The organism is Pedobacter sp. KBW01 (assembly GCF_003852395.1).
Classification (GTDB): Bacteria; Bacteroidota; Bacteroidia; order Sphingobacteriales; family Sphingobacteriaceae; genus Pedobacter.
The window spans coordinates 25,383-42,316 of sequence record NZ_QAJQ01000034.1 but is presented as its reverse complement, the minus strand read 5'-3'; the positions used below and the strand labels follow the sequence as shown (position 1 = coordinate 42,316).

Genomic DNA, 16,934 nt, shown 5'->3' with positions numbered 1-16,934 from the left:
TTAATTGTCAGATTTTGAATGATTGAATTCCTTCCCCATACTCTCATTCAATCCTTCTCCCATTCAATCATTTTTAATCGCGCCAAAGGTAAGGAAATAACAATAAAGACGTGGCCACCATTAGCACATTCACCACCAAAAGCATGGCAATTTCATCGTAACTGTTTTCCCAGGGCAAACCATCTACTGCATTTTTAGCCAGTTTAATCAACAAAATAAGCACTGGAATAATAATCGGGAAGCTTAAAATAGCCATTAGCATACCGCCGTTACCTGCTTTACTGGCAATAGCCGAAACCATGGTAAATACAGTTGAAAAACTGATACTGCCTAACACAACAGCTACATAATACATAACCAGATCAGGAGGCGTAAATGAATCGAAAACTAAGGTATAAAACCCTAAAGCAATTGTGGTAAGTACGAGCATGAGCAACGTATTGTACACTGTTTTGGAGATCAAAACCGCCGCTGGGCTTGCTAAGATATAACTGTAAAGCTGCTGTCCTTTGGTTTCCTGCAAAAAGCTTTTCGATACTCCATTGATGGAGGCAAAGAGCATAATAATCCAAAAAAGTGCATTCCAGGTTAGTTTATCGCCCAAACTTACAAACGATAAATAGCAGGTAAAAATGGTAGAAACCACGTATAACAGCACACCGTTTATGGTATATTTGGAGCGCCACTCTAACAATACTTCCTTGTGAATTAAATATTTAACCTCTTTGGCCAATTGCATAACCGCAAAGATACTTTTATTGATAAATATTGCACGCTTAAATTGTTGTATTGTTGTAATTTTGTTTGAGATGTTGGCTACTAATAATTTAGTCACGAGGCACGGAAAACAGAATTACACAGAAAAAATTAGAACCACAGATAAAAAGAAAAAACACAGATCGCTTTTGTTCGAAGCATATTATCAATAGTTAAAAAATCCGTGTCAATCCGCAAAATCTGTGGCAGAAAAAATGAAAAATATGAACTACGCATCAGTTATAGCATCGCCGGTTGGCCAAATTACTATCCTTGCCGATGAAGAATTTGTGTATGCCGTTACTTTTGCCGAAAAAGATATTACCGGATTACCAGAAAACCCGCTCACACAAAAGGTTGCCCAGCAATTAAAAGATTATTTTAATGGCAAACTACAGCATTTCAATTTCCCCATGAAACAGAAAGGGACTGAGTTTCAGCAGGACGTTTGGCTAAATTTATTGGCTATCCCTTATGGAGAAACCACATCCTATGCTAAATTTTCGGCACATCAGCCATTGGCTATCCGTGCCATTGCAGCCGCTAACGGTAAAAACAACATTGCCATTGTAGTACCTTGTCACCGGGTTATTGGCAGCAATGGTAAACTGGTGGGTTATGCAGGCGGCTTATGGCGTAAAAAATGGTTGTTGCAACACGAAAGTGAAGTAATGCAACGCGGACAAACAGAACTAAAATTTTAAACCAATACTTTTTATTTGCAGATGAATACAGCACTAGCCGATACCCCAAATTACCTTAAAGCCATCCGTTTAATTAATACAGAAAACGACAAATGCACTTTTGAAATAGGCAAGATTCCCATCCGCCAACACATTAATGCCGGTTATTTCTTTGCACAAACCGATGTTTCAACCCTGGAGAAAATCCCCCATCCTGCCCCATGCCGGCAATATGTACTTACACTGAAGGGTAAACTGCGTTTTACCGTGAGCAACGGCGAAACTTTTATTATTGAACCGGGTATTATCTTAATTGCAAACGACACAAAAGGAGTTGGGCACACCTGGGAAATTGTAGATGGCAATGAATGGGAAAGGATTTATATCCCGCTTGAAGAAGATGTAGAAGATCATTTTATTGCCGGAAAAAGCATATAAATTTAAATTCATGTTTCTAATGCTTACTTTGAAAATACTTTTCTAATTTTGAAAGATACCAAACGCTCAATGACCTACAATCCAGGATTACATATTTTAGCTGAGTTTTCTTCTGAAAAAGCCGAACAACTCTCTTCCTTTCAAGACTGTAAAGATCTTTTTAACGAACTAATTGCCGGTAAAAACCTTGAAAAAGTAGGAGAAGTTTATCACAACTTCCCTAATGGAGGTTTTACCGCTGTAATCTGCTTAACCGAATCTCATTTATCTATCCATACCTGGCCAGAGTTTAAACTGGCTACCTTCGATATCTTTCTATCGAATTACCAAAAAGATAATACCCAAAAGGTTAAGGATATTTACGATGCTGTATTGCACTTTTTTGAAGGTAAGGAAATGCAAAAAACTGAAATTGCGCGTTAATGGAAAATTCAGTTAAATCATTTTTTAGATTGTCGGAAACAATATCTTGTTCCAAGTGCAAACAAAATATTGTGCTCTACGAACCGGCTAAAAGTGAATACGTAGTTTGCCCCTTTTGTTTTTCTTACTTACATATTTTTACAAGGGCAGAAACAAGGCTGAACAGGAAATTAGAAAAACCTGAAAAATCTCCGGTTTTAAAATTAGGCTCAACAACAAACGTACATGGCATCGATTTAAAAATAATTGCCTACCTCGAAAAGAAAGAAGCAGGTACGAGTTACCACTGGAGGGAATATATTTTAACAAGCCATGATCAGGGCTATGTTACCTTATCCGAATTTAACGGACATTGGAATTTCATCGCAGGCGAAGACTTTCTCCCCGATTATAAACAACCTGTATCTTATGGTGTGAGTATTGGCTATAAAGACGTAGAATACAAACTTTTTAACAGGTACACACCAGTAGTTACGGCCATGCTTGGCGAAGTGGATTGGGACGTGGTGAATGAAAAGGTTAAAGCTACCGAGTATATCGCTCCCCCATTTATGGTTGTTAAAGAGGTGATTAATAAATCTGAACATCTTACTAACTACTACATAGGCGAATATCTCACCAGAGATGAAATTGCTAAGGCATTTAATCTGGATAAAAGCAGTCTTCCGGAGCAGATTGGCATTGGCGCCAATGAGCCATCTAAAGCTTTCGACAGGTGGACCTCCTCTTTAAAAATAACCGGCATAGCCATAATTGCAGTTTTGCTTTTGCATTTGCTTTTCAGTGCGGTTAAGCCGGAAAAAGAATTAATAAACGACGATTTTTTAATCACTTACGATGCCAAAGGAGGTGCCGATGCTTTCAAATCTTTTATCACCCCTTCCTTTGCTATTGATGATGAATCATCGAATATTGAGTTCGAAATTGCTTCGGGTGTTGACAATAACTGGCTCGAAACCACAATTGTACTGGTTAATGAAGCCGATAACCGAACCTGGGAAGTAAGTAAAGGCATAGAATATTACCATGGCGTAGAGGATGGCGAAAGCTGGTCGGAAGGCTCAACCAAAGAATCCGTTCTTTTATCAGATATACCAAAAGGCAAATACCACTTAAATGTATATCCATCATCCGGAGATGTTTACCGGAATAACCTTTACATCAGGGCCACAACGAATGTAAGCATGTTTCGCAACACACTGATTACCATACTGCTGCTTTGCATTTTCCCGGCCATTTGCTGGTATTTAATGCGCAATTACGAGAAAAGAAGATGGAACAACAGCGATTTTTCACCCTTTGTAGAAGGAGACTAAATGAATTTAAAACCGATTAAATATTACCTCATTGTACTCCTGATTATTTTAGGTTTTTATGGCTATAGCGGTCTCCGTGGTCATGCCTTTTACCAGGATAACGTAGAAAAAAACACTGATTTTAATGGAAGTAAAGGTCACAGTGGCCATGTAAACAGATTTTACCATAAATAAAAAATTATGAGCTTAAACGAACTAATCAACATCAAGTACATTATTGCATCACTGGTTTACTCTATATTGGGTATTGTTGTACTCTTTATTGCATTCTGGATTATCGAAAAAATTACGCCCGAAAACCTTTGGAAAGAAATACTCGAAAAGCAAAATTTAGCTTTAGCCATTGTTTTTGCAGCCTTTATTATTGCTATTGCAATTATTATAAGCTCAGCCATTCACAGTTAGCATGAACAAAAAGTTACCTGCACTTTTATTAATTTCAGTTTTTGTTGTTGCTACCTGTGGCTTAATTTACGAGTTAATTGCCGGCACCCTGGCTAGCTACCTGCTCGGCGATTCGGTTACCCAATTTTCGACTATCATTGGCGTTTACCTTTTTTCGATGGGCATAGGCTCGTGGGTATCTAAATATTTTGAGAAGAATATCCTGTCGTGGTTTATTCAAATTGAAATCCTGGTTGGGCTGGTTGGTGGCTTTAGCTCAACCGTATTGTTCCTCGTCTTCGAAAGCATTGCTTCCTTCAGGATAGTGCTGTATGGTTTTGTAAGTCTTACCGGTATTCTGGTTGGTTTAGAAATCCCATTACTCATGCGCATCCTTAAAGACCGCTATGAGTTTAAAGATCTGGTTTCGAAAGTTTTCACCTTCGATTATATTGGCGCACTACTGGCCTCGTTAATCTTCCCGCTGCTGCTAATCCCACATCTGGGTCTGGTAAAAACAGCCTATTTATTTGGGCTGTTGAACGTTGCCGTAGCATTGATTGTTTGCTTAAGTTTTAAAGCAGAAATCAGGGCTTCAAAATACCTGCAAAGCGCTTCTTTTATAAGTATTATAGCATTACTTGCCGGGTTCATTTATGCCGATAAAATAACCAGTTTTTCTGAAAGCCAGACTTATAGCGATACCATTATCTATTCGAAAAGCACTCCTTATCAGCGCATAATCTTAACCAAAAAAAACAAAGTTTTACGACTTTTCCTAAACGGCAACCTCCAATTCAGCTCTGACGATGAATACCGCTACCACGAGGCTTTAGTACACCCAGGCTTGCAGGCTTTACCTTTTGCCAAACATGTTTTGGTAATGGGTGGCGGCGATGGCCTTGCGGTTAGAGAGATTTTAAAATATCCAAATGTAGACTCGGTAACGTTGGTAGATTTAGATAAGGGAATGACAGGCCTCTTCCAGTCGAACAAAATTTTGCTTGGGCTTAATAAAAATGCGCTGCTATCGCCAAAAGTAAAAGTAATTAATGCCGATGCCTTTAGCTGGATTAAAGCACAGCACAGGAAATTCGATTTTATTGTGATCGATTTCCCCGATCCATCTAATTATGCCGTTGGAAAACTTTATACCAATGCATTTTACAAGCTGGTTAAGGGTATTATTGCCCCAAAAGGTTTGATGGTTATCCAGTCTACCTCGCCCTTTGTTGCGCCAAAATCTTTCTGGACGGTAAACAAAACTTTAGAAAGTGTTGGTTTAAAAACAATCCCTTATCACAATTATGTTCCATCATTTGGTGAGTGGGGCTACATTATGGCTACCGAACCCGATAATGTATATAAAAAACCGCAGCAATATTTACCGGGTTTAAAGTTCATATCGAAAGAAAGTTTAGATTTAATGCTCTATTTCCCTAAAGATATGGGCAAAGTAGAAACCGATGTAAATAAGCTTAACAACCAAATTTTAGTTAAGTACTTTGAAGATGAGTGGGCAAACGTTTTATAAGGATGAATTATCGGCCTATTTAAAGCGTCGCTCTTTTTTATTGAGGATTGGATTAATTACGGGCGGCATTTTTTTAAACGGCTGTTATAAAAAAATACGGTCGGCAGGCTACAATATTAAGGGAACCTTACAAGGTCCGGATGCGAAAGCTGGCCATATTTTGCGTGATAAAATAAAATTACCTGCAGTAAAAAAGACAAGGAAAGTAAAAACTCTCATTGTTGGAAGTGGTATTTCGGGCTTATCAGCCGGGCGATGGCTCAAAAAGAATGGCGAAACAAATTTCGAAATCCTGGAATTGGAAAAACATACAGGAGGAAATTCATATTATGGCACCAATAAAATAGCGGCTTATCCACTCGGTGCGCATTACATCACTGTAGCCAATAACGACGATGCTTTACTGATTGATTTTTTACAGGAAATTAATGTTATTACCCACTTTGAAGGTCAGCTACCCTACTACAACGATTACTATTTAACTTTCGATCCGGAAGAAAGGTTGTTAATAAACGGCGAATGGCAGGAAGGTTTAATTCCCGATTTTGGTGTGCCCATTGCAGACAAAAAGGAAATCAGACGCTTTTTATCAGAGGTTGATCAGCTTAAAAATACCAAAGGTAGCGATGGTAATTTTTTGTTTAATATCCCCTTAAGTACCTCATCGAATGATGAAAACTACAGAAAACTGGATAAGATTACTTTCGAGACTTACCTGAAAGAAAAGGGTTACCATTCTAAATACCTGCTTTGGTACCTAAACTATGCCTGTAAAGATGATTATGGCCAAAAGATAACGCATATATCGGCCTGGGCAGGCCTGCATTATTTCGCTGCACGCAGGGGCAGAGCCGCCAATGCAGAGCAAAACGCGATTTTAACCTGGCCCGAAGGCAATGGCTGGATTATGAAACAATTGGCCGGCCCGTTAAAAGATCACATTAAAACTTCTACACTGTGTTACGATTTAAAACCTATGGCCAATGGAAATACGCTGATAACTACATTTAATGCAAATACACAGGTTACCGAAAATTTAGAAGCCGAAAAAATTATACTATGCGCACCACAGTTTGTAAACGACCGTTTACTGAAAAATTTTGACCGCAATATAGATTATAAGGCTTTTAGCTATTCGCCATGGCTAATTGCCAACATTACCATCAACGAATTACCAGAATCGAAAGGGATAAACCTTTGCTGGGATAATGTAGCCTACAATACCCCATCCGTTGGCTACGTGAATTCGGCACAACAACATCTGAAACTTTCGGAAGATAAAAAAGTAATTACCTATTACCTCCCTCTCTGCGATTTCGAACCTGCAATTGCCCGTTTGGCTGCTTACTCCAGAAATTATGAGCAATGGCTGGATATCGTTATCCCCGAGCTTGAAATAATACATCCGGGCATTACCAAAGCAATTGAAAATATTGATTTTTGGGTTTGGGGTCACGGCATGATTGCACCTGCGAAGGATTTTATCTGGAGTGAAAATTTAGCAAAAGCAAAGACATCCATTGACGATAAAATTTTCTTTGCCCACAGTGATTTAAGCGGAGTTTCTATTTTTGAAGAAGCTTTTCATCAAGGTATAAATGCAGCAAAACAGGTACTGAATGGCAGATCTTAATTCAAATCAACCCTGGCTAAATTCGCGTGTAAGTGATGTTGTTTTCATCCTGTCGCCTCCGTTTTTTTCTTTGCTTCTGGTTTTACTTTTTCCTTCGCAATTTCAAAATTCTGCGGGTATTCCATTGGCTTATTGGGTATTTTTAATTGTTTTTATTGATGTCGCGCATGTGTACAGCACTTTATACCGTACCTATTTTAATCTTGGTAATTTTAAGAAACAATATACTTTGCTTGTTGCCATCCCGGTGGCCTGCTATGCTACAGGGGTAATGATTTACCATTTTGATGCTTTATGGTTTTGGAGAATCCTGGCTTACCTGGCGGTTTATCATTTCATCAGGCAGCAATATGGTTTTATGCGTTTGTATTCGCGCAATGAAAAAGCTTCGCCTGTTCAGCAGCTTATCGATAAAGTGGCCATTTATACCGCAACCCTGTATCCACTGCTTTTCTGGCACCTCAGTACGGCCAGGCATTTCAACTGGTTTATAGAAGGCGATTTCTTTTCCTTTAAAAACGATGCACTTTTAAAAGGTTCGGGAATGGTATACCTTGCCATTATTGCCATATACATCATAAAAGAGTTATCGGTGGTTATTAAACAGAAATGGGTTAATATTCCACGGAATTTAATCGTTGTCGGAACATTCCTGTCCTGGTATTTCGGAATCGTTTATTTTAACGGCGATATGGCTTTCACCACCTTGAATGTCGTTTCGCATGGCATTCCGTATATGGCCCTCATTTGGTTTTTCGAGAAGAAAAAATTAGATAAAACCACTGTTAAAAATAAAATCATAGCCCTTAGTTTTGGCAAATCGGGGATATTTTATTTCCTGTTCATTTTAATCCTCTTCGCCTACCTGGAAGAAGGTCTGTGGGATGGTTTGGTATGGAAAGAACACCAGGCAGTATTTAAACCTTTTACAACCTTACCGCAAATAACCAGCAGCGAACTGCTTTCGCTCCTCGTTCCGCTTTTGGCATTACCACAGGCCACGCATTATGTACTCGACGGCTTTATCTGGAAAGCTAAAAACAAATTCTAAGATCTGTTTTTTAACCGGTTTCGTAAATAATACCAAACTCTGGTATGATGAAAACGATTTGCTTATTACTGTTTGTGTTACTAGGTTATTCGCCCGTTGATAAAAATACACCTGTTGCAAAGCTGGATTTAAAGAAATATGCCGGAACCTGGTATTCTTTATATTCTATCCCAACTATTTTCGATAGAGGCAGCCGTGAAACCACTACTAAATATACCCTGAACAAAACCGGCTATTATGATGTGGTAACCACCTACAAAAAGCCCGGCGATGAAAAGATATATTCAAGAAATTCTAAAATATTCCCTTCTGCGGAGGGAGATAATGGTGAGCTCCAGGCACAGTTTATATGGCCCATAAAGGTTGATTACTGGATTATTGAACTGGCCAGCGATTATTCATACGTGGTTGTTGGTCACCCAGATCATAAATTCTTATTCATCATGAGTCGTAATGAGGTTATGCCGAAGAAAACCCACGACGAAATTGTTGCCCGGTGCAAGGCAAAAGGTTACGATGTAGATAAACTTACCTCCCAGCAACACGAAAGGGGCTAGCTTATGACCTTAAACCAGGCCAAATCTTTCGATTAGCTTATCTTTTTGAATTCGGGCTACCTGCAACTGTTTATTATTTTCCATGGTTAGCAGGCAATCGTTTTTATTGAAGTGTTTTACTTTATGGAGGTTGATGATGTATTGACGGTGAATACGAAAGAAGTTTCTGTTCTCCAGAATTCCCTGTACATCTTTCAATGTTTTAGAGATAATTACCTTTTCCCCATCCAATAGAACCAAAATAGAGTAATTACTGCTAGCCTCAACGTACAGAATGTCGTCAAGATTTACGAACGTAATGCCTGTTAAGGAGCTTACTGCTATTTTATTAATCCGTTCGAGATAAAATTGTTTCTGAAAAAGATCAAATTGTGCATCAGAAGGTTTAATGGTGTTAACAGCTTTATTTACCGCATCAATTAAATCGTTAATGTAAACCGGTTTCACCAAATAATCCAAAGCACTAAACCTGAATGCCCTTAAGGCAAATTCGTTATATGCAGTAATAAAAATTACACTAGAATTTATCGGTGTAAGTTTTTCTAAAAACTGGAAACCATTAAGTTCGGGCATTTCGATATCCAGGAAAAGCAGGTCGGGCTTTAACTGATCAATTTCCTGCAAGGCCTTTAACGGGCTGTTAAAAGTATGGATTTCGCCAATTTCGGGGCAATGCCTTTGAAGCTGGATGCGTAACAGATTAACGCTATCTTCCTCATCGTCGATAATAATGGTGTTTAAGCGCTTCATACCAGATGGAGGTTAATGGAAACTAGGGTACCCGCAGCTTCGTTGTTTTCGTTGTATAAATCTTGTATATGAACCTGGGTATTGGCATTAAATTTTTTATTAAAAACGGCTATACGCTCGCTCGTAATTAAAGTGCCGTACGATTTATCTTTTTCTGCAGCCTTGCTATTCAGCTCGCCCGCTTTTACCCGCCCTATTCCATTGTCTTCGATCGTTATATTTAAAGTTTGTGTGGTAAAATCCTGACTAATTTTAATGCTAATTTTTCCGCCCTGCTTTTTGTGCATTAGGCCATGCCAGATTGCGTTTTCGATATAAGGTTGTATTAGCATGGGTGGAATCTCGATAAAATCAGCATCAACGTTATCATCGATATCAAAAACATAGTTTAACTTACCTTTAAATCGCATACTTTCCATCTCGAGGTATAGCTTTAGCGTAATAATCTCTTCGGTGAGGACTACTTTTTCTTTCCGTGAATGTACCAGCGATAAGCGCATGAGTTGAGAGAATTTACTGAGATAATCGGAAGCTAAGGCACTATCATTTTGTTCGATATATAAATTAATTGAATTTAAGCAATTAAAAATAAAATGTGGGTTCATTTGCAAGCGTAAAATTTTATGCTCGTTTTCGGTATTTTTTATTTTCAGGTTAATCCGCTCCAGTTCATCAAGCCTGTCTTTATAAGCAAGCGCAGTTAAAAATAAAATGGTATCGACTACAAATGCCAGCGTTATTAAATCGTATTGCGCGTTTAAATGATGGTACCAGCCGGGCAAAGAGGCCAATGCAAACAACCACCTGGGCGCAACAACAAAAATAAATGCTACTGCGAGGGTAACCAGACCTATAAATGCAAATTTTAAATATCCCCTGTTGGGTTTTGGCCGGGTGTAATAACTTAACCAAATCAGTAATACCAAAAAGGGCAACGCATTGTATTTCCAAAATATCTTGGTTATGATACTTTGCTCTGGCCAAACAAAGTGAACGGGCATGATAATCAACATCAGTAACCATTGCAGCAGGCATATTTTCAGATATATATTTAGCCACTTATTTTGTTTAACCTGTAAAAATTCGCTCAAAAAGAGGATATAAAAAATACTTTGGGGGATAAAAGACAGCAGGAAAATAAAATCATTATTGAGCCAGGGCAACCAATCTGTTTCCATCACCAACGCATCAACCTGTAAAGAATATCTTAAAAAAAGTGAAATAGAGGCTAATGCACAATACAGGTAGGATTTAAGCCTGCGCTGCAAAAAAAACTTTAAGCAACAGTAAACAAATACAGCAAAATAAAAACCTGCCACCCACAATTTCAAGTTCCTAAAACTAGCCGGGGCACTGATTAGTTCTTCTACTTTCTCTTGGTATGCCGTATCAAAAGTTTCTAAATAAGGGTATTGGTGAGCAACATTGTATTGATACTTATTGATTAGGAGATAAAATTGCTGTACACTTTGTTTCTTAACCGGCACGTTTAATCGCCAATAATCACCTTTAACAGATAAATCGCTGATACGCGAGCCAAAACCGGTACGCCCAACCAGCACCAGTTGGTTTTGTTTAAGCTCATACAGCAGCGATTCTTCGTTTTTGTTGCCCAGTTTTAAAATCAGTGTGGTATCTTTCTCTAATGCGCTTATTGTGCTAAAATTTAGCCAGAATTGCCTTACGGTATCGGCAAACTCACCATCCTGCAAAGTGGTGTCCAGCAGATGCCATTTTAAGGTTTTAAGTTGATTTGGGGTTTTATATTCCTTTTTGGAAACAGCGTAAAAGGAATTATTGATCAGGCTGACCTTTTTTGTCTCGTACTTTACAATAACAGGTTTTACAACAGGCTGAGCCATTGAATAAAAGCTGTTACCTAAAATGGCAGAAACAAAAATGAAGAAAGTGATTAAAGAGCTGTTTTTTATAATCATCCTGCTAAAAAATCCTAAACGGATACCTAAATTTAAAGTTAATTAGAAAAACTACAATAAACATTATAAATGAGTGAGCTGTTATTTTAGTCTTGCGAAACCTGTCATTTTATGTTTAAATGTTATCATCAAACTCCTAAAAGCACTGCTGCCACAGCATTTTCTTACTACACATGGTATAATGCGTAGTTCACAATAAAAATCAGATACTTCACTCAATTGTAGGCTTAAGAGAAAATTGTTATCTTAAATTTGATTGTAAATTAAATCGTACAAAAAACAACTATTTTCAGTAACAGCATAGATTATGATTAACGCTTTGCCATAAAAACCAAGCAAAATGAAAAAGATCTTAATTAGCGCCCTCTTATTAAATCTGGCCATAATTACCGCATTTACGTTAAACTCCGATATTTCTTTTCGGTTGGGTACAAAAACCTGTGTAGCTAAATACAAAGAAAATAAAGCAGGTATTGCAACTCTCCTATCACTACACGACAATGAAAATACGGCAATTGATGCTTTTAACGATTTACCCAATGACACCAGCTTCAATCTTTTTGAGATACACCAGAATAATGTACGCGTCTTAACCTGTAACGTTAACAACAAAAATTATGACTTTGACCCCAATCGTATTTTTTCTGATATTGGGATTGACAGTACGCTGAAAAAGTATAATAGCGGAGTAACTAAATTTCCTGCAGCTGTTATTAAACAAATCAAAACTTTTTCTGCTGACCTTTTAAAAGCCTACGTTGCCCGAAATCAGAATACTTACATCATCTCCATACACAATAACACCAACGAGGGTGCGCTTTCATTAACCGACTACATCAAACCAAATAAATACCATCAGGAAGCCAAGGCTTTTTTCAAGGCCGAGGGCAAAGATTTAGATGATTTTTTTCTGGTAACAACGCTAAACGATTTCAATTATTTAAAAGGTTTAAACGAAAACGTGGTTTTGCAAAGCGACAATCCTACTGATGATGGCTCTTTATCGGTTTACTGTGCCAAAAACAAAATTCCTTATATCAATATCGAGGCGGAGAATGGCCATAAGGCCGAACAGCTAGCCATGCTCAAGGCTGTTTACTCGCTTTTAAAAATAAGATAGTACAATAACGTGTACGAGAACTATAATCAATTCATTAAAGCCATGAAAAGTTTAATTCTAAACGGCCTTACATTGTTGCTATTCTGCATAGTAACAGAGACCAGCGCCCAGGTAAAAAAAACAGTAATCCCTGTTAAAACCAAAAAAAACAATACGCCCCAGGTGGCGACCAAAAGTATAGCCATTGAGCTCCTTCGTGCCAATACGGAGCAGGCGAGCCGAATGATTAGCAACGAACTGAAAGCAATGGGTGTGCAGATGGAAAGTATTGAGGAAGAATCGATATACGATAACCGGAAAAATGGCGAACAAATAGGAAAACTGTTACAGGTGCGTACATCACTCATTTGCAGTCACAAGATACAGGTAGACATACGCGCCAATGCCAGCGACCAGGTACAGAGTATTGACTGGTACCTTAATGATGTTCCGAAAGAAGGTTTTCTCGCGCTTGAAAAGATGCTGGGATACCGTAAATGGCAGCCAATTAGCCCAAACCTATACTTAAACAACAATTTAATTGCCGATGTAGGCGAAATGGGAAGTAGCGGAGAAGATAACACAAAATTAACTTATGCAATTAACCTGAGTAAAACCGATTACTTTGTTTTACCCATCAGAACAAAGATATTTAATACCGATTCGTTAACCGTTCATAACAACCCCGAAGAAGCCGGACAAAGCGTGGTTCAATTTTTAAATGGCCAGGGCATGAAATTTCTTTATAAATCATCTAATACTATTTTATCCAGTTATCAAGGTAAAGGAATTTCGAACGTTAATGGCTATACCACAACTTACATGTTTGCTGAGGGCACCTCTATAACCGTTTCCAGCAACAAATACCAAAAACTGAATGCTATTGACTTTAGTTTTACCGATCCGCTGGTACACAACAAAATTAAAAAATGGTTCCGCCTAAATAATTGGACAGACGGCGGTGAAGGAGATGAAGAAGGTGATCTAATTTACAGTAAAAATAACCTGAAATGCACCAATAACGATAAAGAGAAATACATCAGGTTTACTGTTTCTCCTTACGTTACCGACATTGCTACCCGCTACCAAAATACCGACCCCATAGATGCATCTTCGTTGGTAGGCTACTACCTTAACATGGAAAAGGCAACATTAAAAACCTTCCTGGCCGAAAATTATCTGACTTCGATTAAGGTTGACTGGCCAAATAGAAATATGACTTATAATGCAGGGGCTTACCCTCACGATTTTTATTTCAAATCGCCAGCTGATTCTTTGTGTTATGTTAGCTACGAATACCAACTGAGTGATACCTGGTCGCGCATTATTTATTTCAGCACCGGTGATAAGGCTTATTACGAAAAATTGAAAGCTGATTTGTTAAAGAATGCAGAAGACCCTAAATCGAAAGTCATTGTAAATTATAGCGATAAGCAATTTGATAAATCGCGCATGTATTACATTTCAATCTACTCGAAAGAAAAGGACATTGAAAACAAACGCAAAAAACAGGAGGCATTGCTTGCACAGCAGCGACACGAAAAAGCGGAAGCTGAAGAACGGGCACGTTTAAAAGCCGAAAAAGATGCTAAAACCTCGGCCGATATCCAAAAGGTAGGCGATATACTCATACAAGGTTTGGAACAAATTAATAGAAAAAAAGGGAACAATTAATTATCCGGCACAACCTTGCGTTTCAAAAATAAATGCCGGTAACTTAATAATTATCGGCATTTTGCTTTGATATTATTTTACCTCCAGTCGCTCTTTTTTAACACTGGTGGCCAATAAAATTACGGCTACCAGTAATACAATCCAGCCCCATTGAAAATGGATGGTTTTAGACAGCACTTTATCAAAAAATTTAGATCCAAAGTAATTATGAACCTTAAACCAAACAGCTGCCGCCATTATGGCACTCCAAATTAACGCTACAATAGCCATTACCCTGAACATGCGTAAAGCCCTTACAAACAGGAACAAAGCCGTTAAAGCTAAAATCCCCAAAGAAATATAAAGCAAACGCGGGTCTGCCTGATATAAATTCCAATTACCCTTAACAGGCACCTTTAACATTGGAGCAATGGTTATGGCAATGCCCCCCAGAATTAAGCCGATATAGGCATTGATTTTTTTTACAACTAACATTTTATTGTTTGTGTTAATATATTTGGAACTGCTAACTGCTAACTGAAAACTGCCAACTAAACTATTGCCCTTCAATAATGCCCATTTTATCTGCAAAGTGAGCGCAATAGTCGCGCAAATCTTCTACAATCAGGGTTTCGCCGGTCGCTTTTAAAAAGCTATCGCCCATGGTTTGTAAAGTTTCGTAGAAAAAACGTTTCATTTCATCAACAGGCATATCTTTCGTCCAAAGGTCGATACGCATTGAGTTTTTATAATTATGATCCCAAAGGGCTAAAATCATCGATTTAACAGGCACCTGGTCTTTCGTTTGTGCATCGGTACTTTCCCAAAGAATATTCTCTGGCATATTGTTATCGTCTAACTCAACGGTAATTTTAATTTCTGCTTTTCTCATTTTAATATTGATTTCGCTGATAAATAGATTGCACAGATTTATCAGTATTTTATTCGGGGCAAAGATGATGAATTTACCAAATACTTCGCCTTTGTATTATAGTACTTTTTGTAATATTAGCATCAAGATTGCTGTAATCACAATAAAAATAGATTCGATTAGCCAGATCCGTTTAATATCTTTTAATGTAAAACGAAAAATAAGATCCGTAATAAAGGTAACAGCAACCAAACAGCCTAAAATAAGTTTATAAAATACTCTTACCTCAAAATCACGTCCAGGTGATTTTCCATCTAAAATAGCAAGTACTAAAAATGAAACTGCTGCAGCACTAACAATATTTAAGGGCGTAATTTTTAATTTCATTACTTTTTCTTATCAAAGCGTTTACCTTTTTTGAAGCTTTTAATTTCTTTACCAGCTTTTGCTTTTGCCTTATCCCTTGCTTTTTGTTCTATAGCCTTAGCATTTTTCTTTTCGTGAAAAGCACCTTTAAAATCAGGATCTTCTTTACGCTTTTGCAAATCGATCTCTTTGGCTATGTGCTGGCGTTCCTCATAAGCTGTTTCTTCAATAAAAACCCCATCTGGAATGGCTTCAACCGGAATAGACTGGCGAATTAACTTTTCTATTTTGCGGATGTAATATTTTTCTCCATCTGTAGCAAAAGTTATTGCATCACCTTTAGCAAAAGCCCTTCCTGTACGCCCAATCCTGTGTACATAATCTTCGATAATAATCGGCACATCGAAATTAATTACATGACTTACATCGCTCACATCAATCCCTCTGCTGGCCACATCTGTTGCTACTAAAACACGAATATTACCTTCCTTAAAACTGTTTATAGAGTTAATACGCGTATTCTGCCCCTTATTTGCATGTATTACCCGAACATTTTCTGCTCCATACCTGCGCTCAATGAAACTGAAAATGTTATCGGCAACAGTTTTGGTTTTACAGAAAATAATTAAGCGGTTAAACGCTTCGTCGTTCTTCAACAAGTTTTGCAGTAAATTTAATTTCGTTTTAAAATTCGGAACGTAATAAAGTGCTTGCGTTACATTTGCTGCAGGGGTTGCCTGTTGTGCAGTTTCAATAATGGTTGGATTTTTCAGGAAATCGCCGGCAATTTTCTGAACCAGATCGCTCATCGTTGCAGAAAACAATAAGTTTTGACGCTTACGCGGTACTATTTCCAAAATACGGTGTATAGAGCCAATAAAGCCCATATCCATCATTTTATCGGCCTCATCTAGCACCAAAAACTTTAAGCTTTGAGTATTAATATCGCCTGTTAAATATAAATCGAGGAAACGACCCGGTGTGGCAATCAGGATGTCGACACCTTTCGCCAGCTGCTCTTTCTGTGTTTTTGGCCCAATACCACCAAAAATTACCAGCGAGCGCAGGTCTGTATAAGTAGAAAATAGTTTTACCTGTTCTTCAATCTGCATGGCCAGTTCGCGGGTTGGCGATAATATCAACGCACGGATATTCTCGCCCTGCGCATATTTTAACTGCATTAAAATGGGCAATACAAAGGCAGCGGTTTTTCCGGTACCGGTTTCGGCAATACCAAAAATATCCTGTCCAGATAATATCGGTGCAATTGCTTTTTCCTGTATTGGTGTTGCAACGGTGTAACCGGCATCGGCCACAGCATTTAAAATTTGCCTGTTTAACTTAAAGTCTTCGAACGATTTTGCCATAGCGCACAAAGATAGTGATTAAGGTTGAGGGTTTGAAGGTATAAGGTGGAAGGTTTGATCCCAATCACCAATCTAAAGCCTTAAAAACTGGCAATGCAAACCAATCTATAGCTCCA

19 protein-coding genes are annotated in these 16,934 nt (G+C 38.1%); 12 read left to right on the top strand and 7 right to left on the bottom strand.

Annotated elements, in window-relative coordinates:
• Positions 1-73: 73 nt before the first annotated feature.
• A complete protein-coding gene (locus DBR40_RS23950) occupies positions 74-739 on the bottom strand; it encodes a heme exporter protein CcmB (protein ID WP_108200712.1) in 666 nt (221 codons plus the stop codon).
• Between the two features lie 241 nt (positions 740-980).
• On the opposite strand from DBR40_RS23950, the gene DBR40_RS23945 reads away from it, so the two are divergent.
• The 10 genes from DBR40_RS23945 (at position 981) to DBR40_RS23905 (ending at position 8,775) form a co-directional block, all read left to right on the top strand.
• Positions 981-1,460, top strand: coding sequence for a methylated-DNA--[protein]-cysteine S-methyltransferase (locus DBR40_RS23945; RefSeq protein WP_124562260.1), 480 nt, complete (start codon positions 981-983; stop codon positions 1,458-1,460).
• Positions 1,461-1,481: 21 nt separating this feature from the next.
• The gene (locus DBR40_RS23940; protein WP_124562259.1) at positions 1,482-1,877 is read left to right on the top strand and encodes a hypothetical protein; all 396 of its coding nucleotides are present in this window, start codon (positions 1,482-1,484) and stop codon (positions 1,875-1,877) included.
• 69 nt (positions 1,878-1,946) lie between these two features.
• The gene (locus tag DBR40_RS23935) at positions 1,947-2,300 is read left to right on the top strand and encodes an S-adenosylmethionine decarboxylase family protein (protein ID WP_124562355.1); all 354 of its coding nucleotides are present in this window, start codon (positions 1,947-1,949) and stop codon (positions 2,298-2,300) included.
• A gap of 71 nt (positions 2,301-2,371) precedes the next feature.
• The gene (locus DBR40_RS23930) at positions 2,372-3,616 is read left to right on the top strand and encodes a DUF4178 domain-containing protein (RefSeq protein ID WP_158674125.1); all 1,245 of its coding nucleotides are present in this window, start codon (positions 2,372-2,374) and stop codon (positions 3,614-3,616) included.
• A complete protein-coding gene (locus tag DBR40_RS26780; RefSeq protein ID WP_158674124.1) occupies positions 3,617-3,790 on the top strand; it encodes a hypothetical protein in 174 nt (57 codons plus the stop codon).
• 6 nt (positions 3,791-3,796) lie between these two features.
• Positions 3,797-4,021, top strand: a complete 225-nt coding sequence (locus tag DBR40_RS23925) for a DUF350 domain-containing protein (RefSeq protein ID WP_090770053.1) — start codon at positions 3,797-3,799, stop codon at positions 4,019-4,021.
• A 1-nt stretch (position 4,022) separates the two neighbouring features.
• Positions 4,023-5,534, top strand: a complete 1,512-nt coding sequence (locus DBR40_RS23920) for a polyamine aminopropyltransferase (RefSeq protein ID WP_124562257.1) — start codon at positions 4,023-4,025, stop codon at positions 5,532-5,534.
• Positions 5,512-7,167 (top strand): NAD(P)-binding protein, encoded by a 1,656-nt coding sequence (locus tag DBR40_RS23915; protein WP_124562256.1) that lies wholly within the window; start codon positions 5,512-5,514, stop codon positions 7,165-7,167. The genes DBR40_RS23920 and DBR40_RS23915 overlap by 23 nt, the downstream gene beginning before the upstream one ends.
• On the top strand, positions 7,154-8,218 hold the full coding sequence (locus DBR40_RS23910) for a hypothetical protein (RefSeq protein ID WP_124562255.1): 1,065 nt from the start codon (positions 7,154-7,156) through the stop codon (positions 8,216-8,218). The genes DBR40_RS23915 and DBR40_RS23910 overlap by 14 nt, the downstream gene beginning before the upstream one ends.
• 47 nt (positions 8,219-8,265) lie before the next feature.
• The gene (locus DBR40_RS23905) at positions 8,266-8,775 is read left to right on the top strand and encodes a lipocalin family protein (RefSeq protein ID WP_124562254.1); all 510 of its coding nucleotides are present in this window, start codon (positions 8,266-8,268) and stop codon (positions 8,773-8,775) included.
• 9 nt (positions 8,776-8,784) lie between these two features.
• Here DBR40_RS23905 and DBR40_RS23900 read toward each other — a convergent pair whose 3' ends face one another.
• Complete coding sequence (locus tag DBR40_RS23900) at positions 8,785-9,525, bottom strand: LytR/AlgR family response regulator transcription factor (protein WP_124562253.1); 741 nt, start codon at positions 9,523-9,525, stop codon at positions 8,785-8,787.
• Complete coding sequence (locus tag DBR40_RS23895) at positions 9,522-11,462, bottom strand: sensor histidine kinase (RefSeq protein WP_124562252.1); 1,941 nt, start codon at positions 11,460-11,462, stop codon at positions 9,522-9,524. The genes DBR40_RS23900 and DBR40_RS23895 overlap by 4 nt, the downstream gene beginning before the upstream one ends.
• Positions 11,463-11,802: 340 nt before the next feature.
• Between DBR40_RS23895 and DBR40_RS23890 the strand changes: the two genes are divergently transcribed.
• Entirely contained in the window at positions 11,803-12,582 is a 780-nt protein-coding gene (locus DBR40_RS23890; protein WP_124562251.1) for a hypothetical protein, read from the top strand.
• Positions 12,583-12,624: 42 nt separating this feature from the next.
• Positions 12,625-14,235 (top strand): hypothetical protein, encoded by a 1,611-nt coding sequence (locus DBR40_RS23885; RefSeq protein WP_124562250.1) that lies wholly within the window; start codon positions 12,625-12,627, stop codon positions 14,233-14,235.
• A gap of 72 nt (positions 14,236-14,307) precedes the next feature.
• Here DBR40_RS23885 and DBR40_RS23880 read toward each other — a convergent pair whose 3' ends face one another.
• The 4 genes from DBR40_RS23880 to DBR40_RS23865 all read right to left on the bottom strand — a co-directional run bounded on the left by DBR40_RS23880 (position 14,308) and on the right by DBR40_RS23865 (position 16,818).
• Complete coding sequence (locus DBR40_RS23880; protein ID WP_124562249.1) at positions 14,308-14,709, bottom strand: hypothetical protein; 402 nt, start codon at positions 14,707-14,709, stop codon at positions 14,308-14,310.
• Between the two features lie 61 nt (positions 14,710-14,770).
• The gene (gene gldC, locus DBR40_RS23875) at positions 14,771-15,106 is read right to left on the bottom strand and encodes a gliding motility protein GldC (RefSeq protein ID WP_124562248.1); all 336 of its coding nucleotides are present in this window, start codon (positions 15,104-15,106) and stop codon (positions 14,771-14,773) included.
• A 96-nt stretch (positions 15,107-15,202) separates the two neighbouring features.
• On the bottom strand, positions 15,203-15,472 hold the full coding sequence (locus DBR40_RS23870; RefSeq protein WP_124562247.1) for a hypothetical protein: 270 nt from the start codon (positions 15,470-15,472) through the stop codon (positions 15,203-15,205).
• Positions 15,472-16,818 (bottom strand): DEAD/DEAH box helicase, encoded by a 1,347-nt coding sequence (locus DBR40_RS23865; protein WP_124562246.1) that lies wholly within the window; start codon positions 16,816-16,818, stop codon positions 15,472-15,474. The genes DBR40_RS23870 and DBR40_RS23865 overlap by 1 nt, the downstream gene beginning before the upstream one ends.
• Positions 16,819-16,934 lie beyond the last annotated feature (116 nt).

Bases quoted from the DNA above. Each gene is read 5' to 3' on its own strand.
- DBR40_RS23950 (WP_108200712.1), bottom strand. From the start codon at position 739: ATGCAATTGGCCAAAGAGGTTAAATATTTAATTCACAAGGAAGTATTG.
- DBR40_RS23945 (WP_124562260.1), top strand. From the start codon at position 981: ATGAACTACGCATCAGTTATAGCATCGCCGGTTGGCCAAATTACTATC.
- DBR40_RS23940 (WP_124562259.1), top strand. From the start codon at position 1,482: ATGAATACAGCACTAGCCGATACCCCAAATTACCTTAAAGCCATCCGT.
- DBR40_RS23935 (WP_124562355.1), top strand. From the start codon at position 1,947: ATGACCTACAATCCAGGATTACATATTTTAGCTGAGTTTTCTTCTGAA.
- DBR40_RS26780 (WP_158674124.1), top strand. From the start codon at position 3,617: ATGAATTTAAAACCGATTAAATATTACCTCATTGTACTCCTGATTATT.
- DBR40_RS23925 (WP_090770053.1), top strand. From the start codon at position 3,797: ATGAGCTTAAACGAACTAATCAACATCAAGTACATTATTGCATCACTG.
- DBR40_RS23920 (WP_124562257.1), top strand. From the start codon at position 4,023: ATGAACAAAAAGTTACCTGCACTTTTATTAATTTCAGTTTTTGTTGTT.
- DBR40_RS23915 (WP_124562256.1), top strand. From the start codon at position 5,512: ATGAGTGGGCAAACGTTTTATAAGGATGAATTATCGGCCTATTTAAAG.
- DBR40_RS23910 (WP_124562255.1), top strand. From the start codon at position 7,154: ATGGCAGATCTTAATTCAAATCAACCCTGGCTAAATTCGCGTGTAAGT.
- DBR40_RS23905 (WP_124562254.1), top strand. From the start codon at position 8,266: ATGAAAACGATTTGCTTATTACTGTTTGTGTTACTAGGTTATTCGCCC.
- DBR40_RS23900 (WP_124562253.1), bottom strand. From the start codon at position 9,525: ATGAAGCGCTTAAACACCATTATTATCGACGATGAGGAAGATAGCGTT.
- DBR40_RS23895 (WP_124562252.1), bottom strand. From the start codon at position 11,462: ATGATTATAAAAAACAGCTCTTTAATCACTTTCTTCATTTTTGTTTCT.
- DBR40_RS23890 (WP_124562251.1), top strand. From the start codon at position 11,803: ATGAAAAAGATCTTAATTAGCGCCCTCTTATTAAATCTGGCCATAATT.
- DBR40_RS23885 (WP_124562250.1), top strand. From the start codon at position 12,625: ATGAAAAGTTTAATTCTAAACGGCCTTACATTGTTGCTATTCTGCATA.
- DBR40_RS23880 (WP_124562249.1), bottom strand. From the start codon at position 14,709: ATGTTAGTTGTAAAAAAAATCAATGCCTATATCGGCTTAATTCTGGGG.
- gldC (WP_124562248.1), bottom strand. From the start codon at position 15,106: ATGAGAAAAGCAGAAATTAAAATTACCGTTGAGTTAGACGATAACAAT.
- DBR40_RS23870 (WP_124562247.1), bottom strand. From the start codon at position 15,472: ATGAAATTAAAAATTACGCCCTTAAATATTGTTAGTGCTGCAGCAGTT.
- DBR40_RS23865 (WP_124562246.1), bottom strand. From the start codon at position 16,818: ATGGCAAAATCGTTCGAAGACTTTAAGTTAAACAGGCAAATTTTAAAT.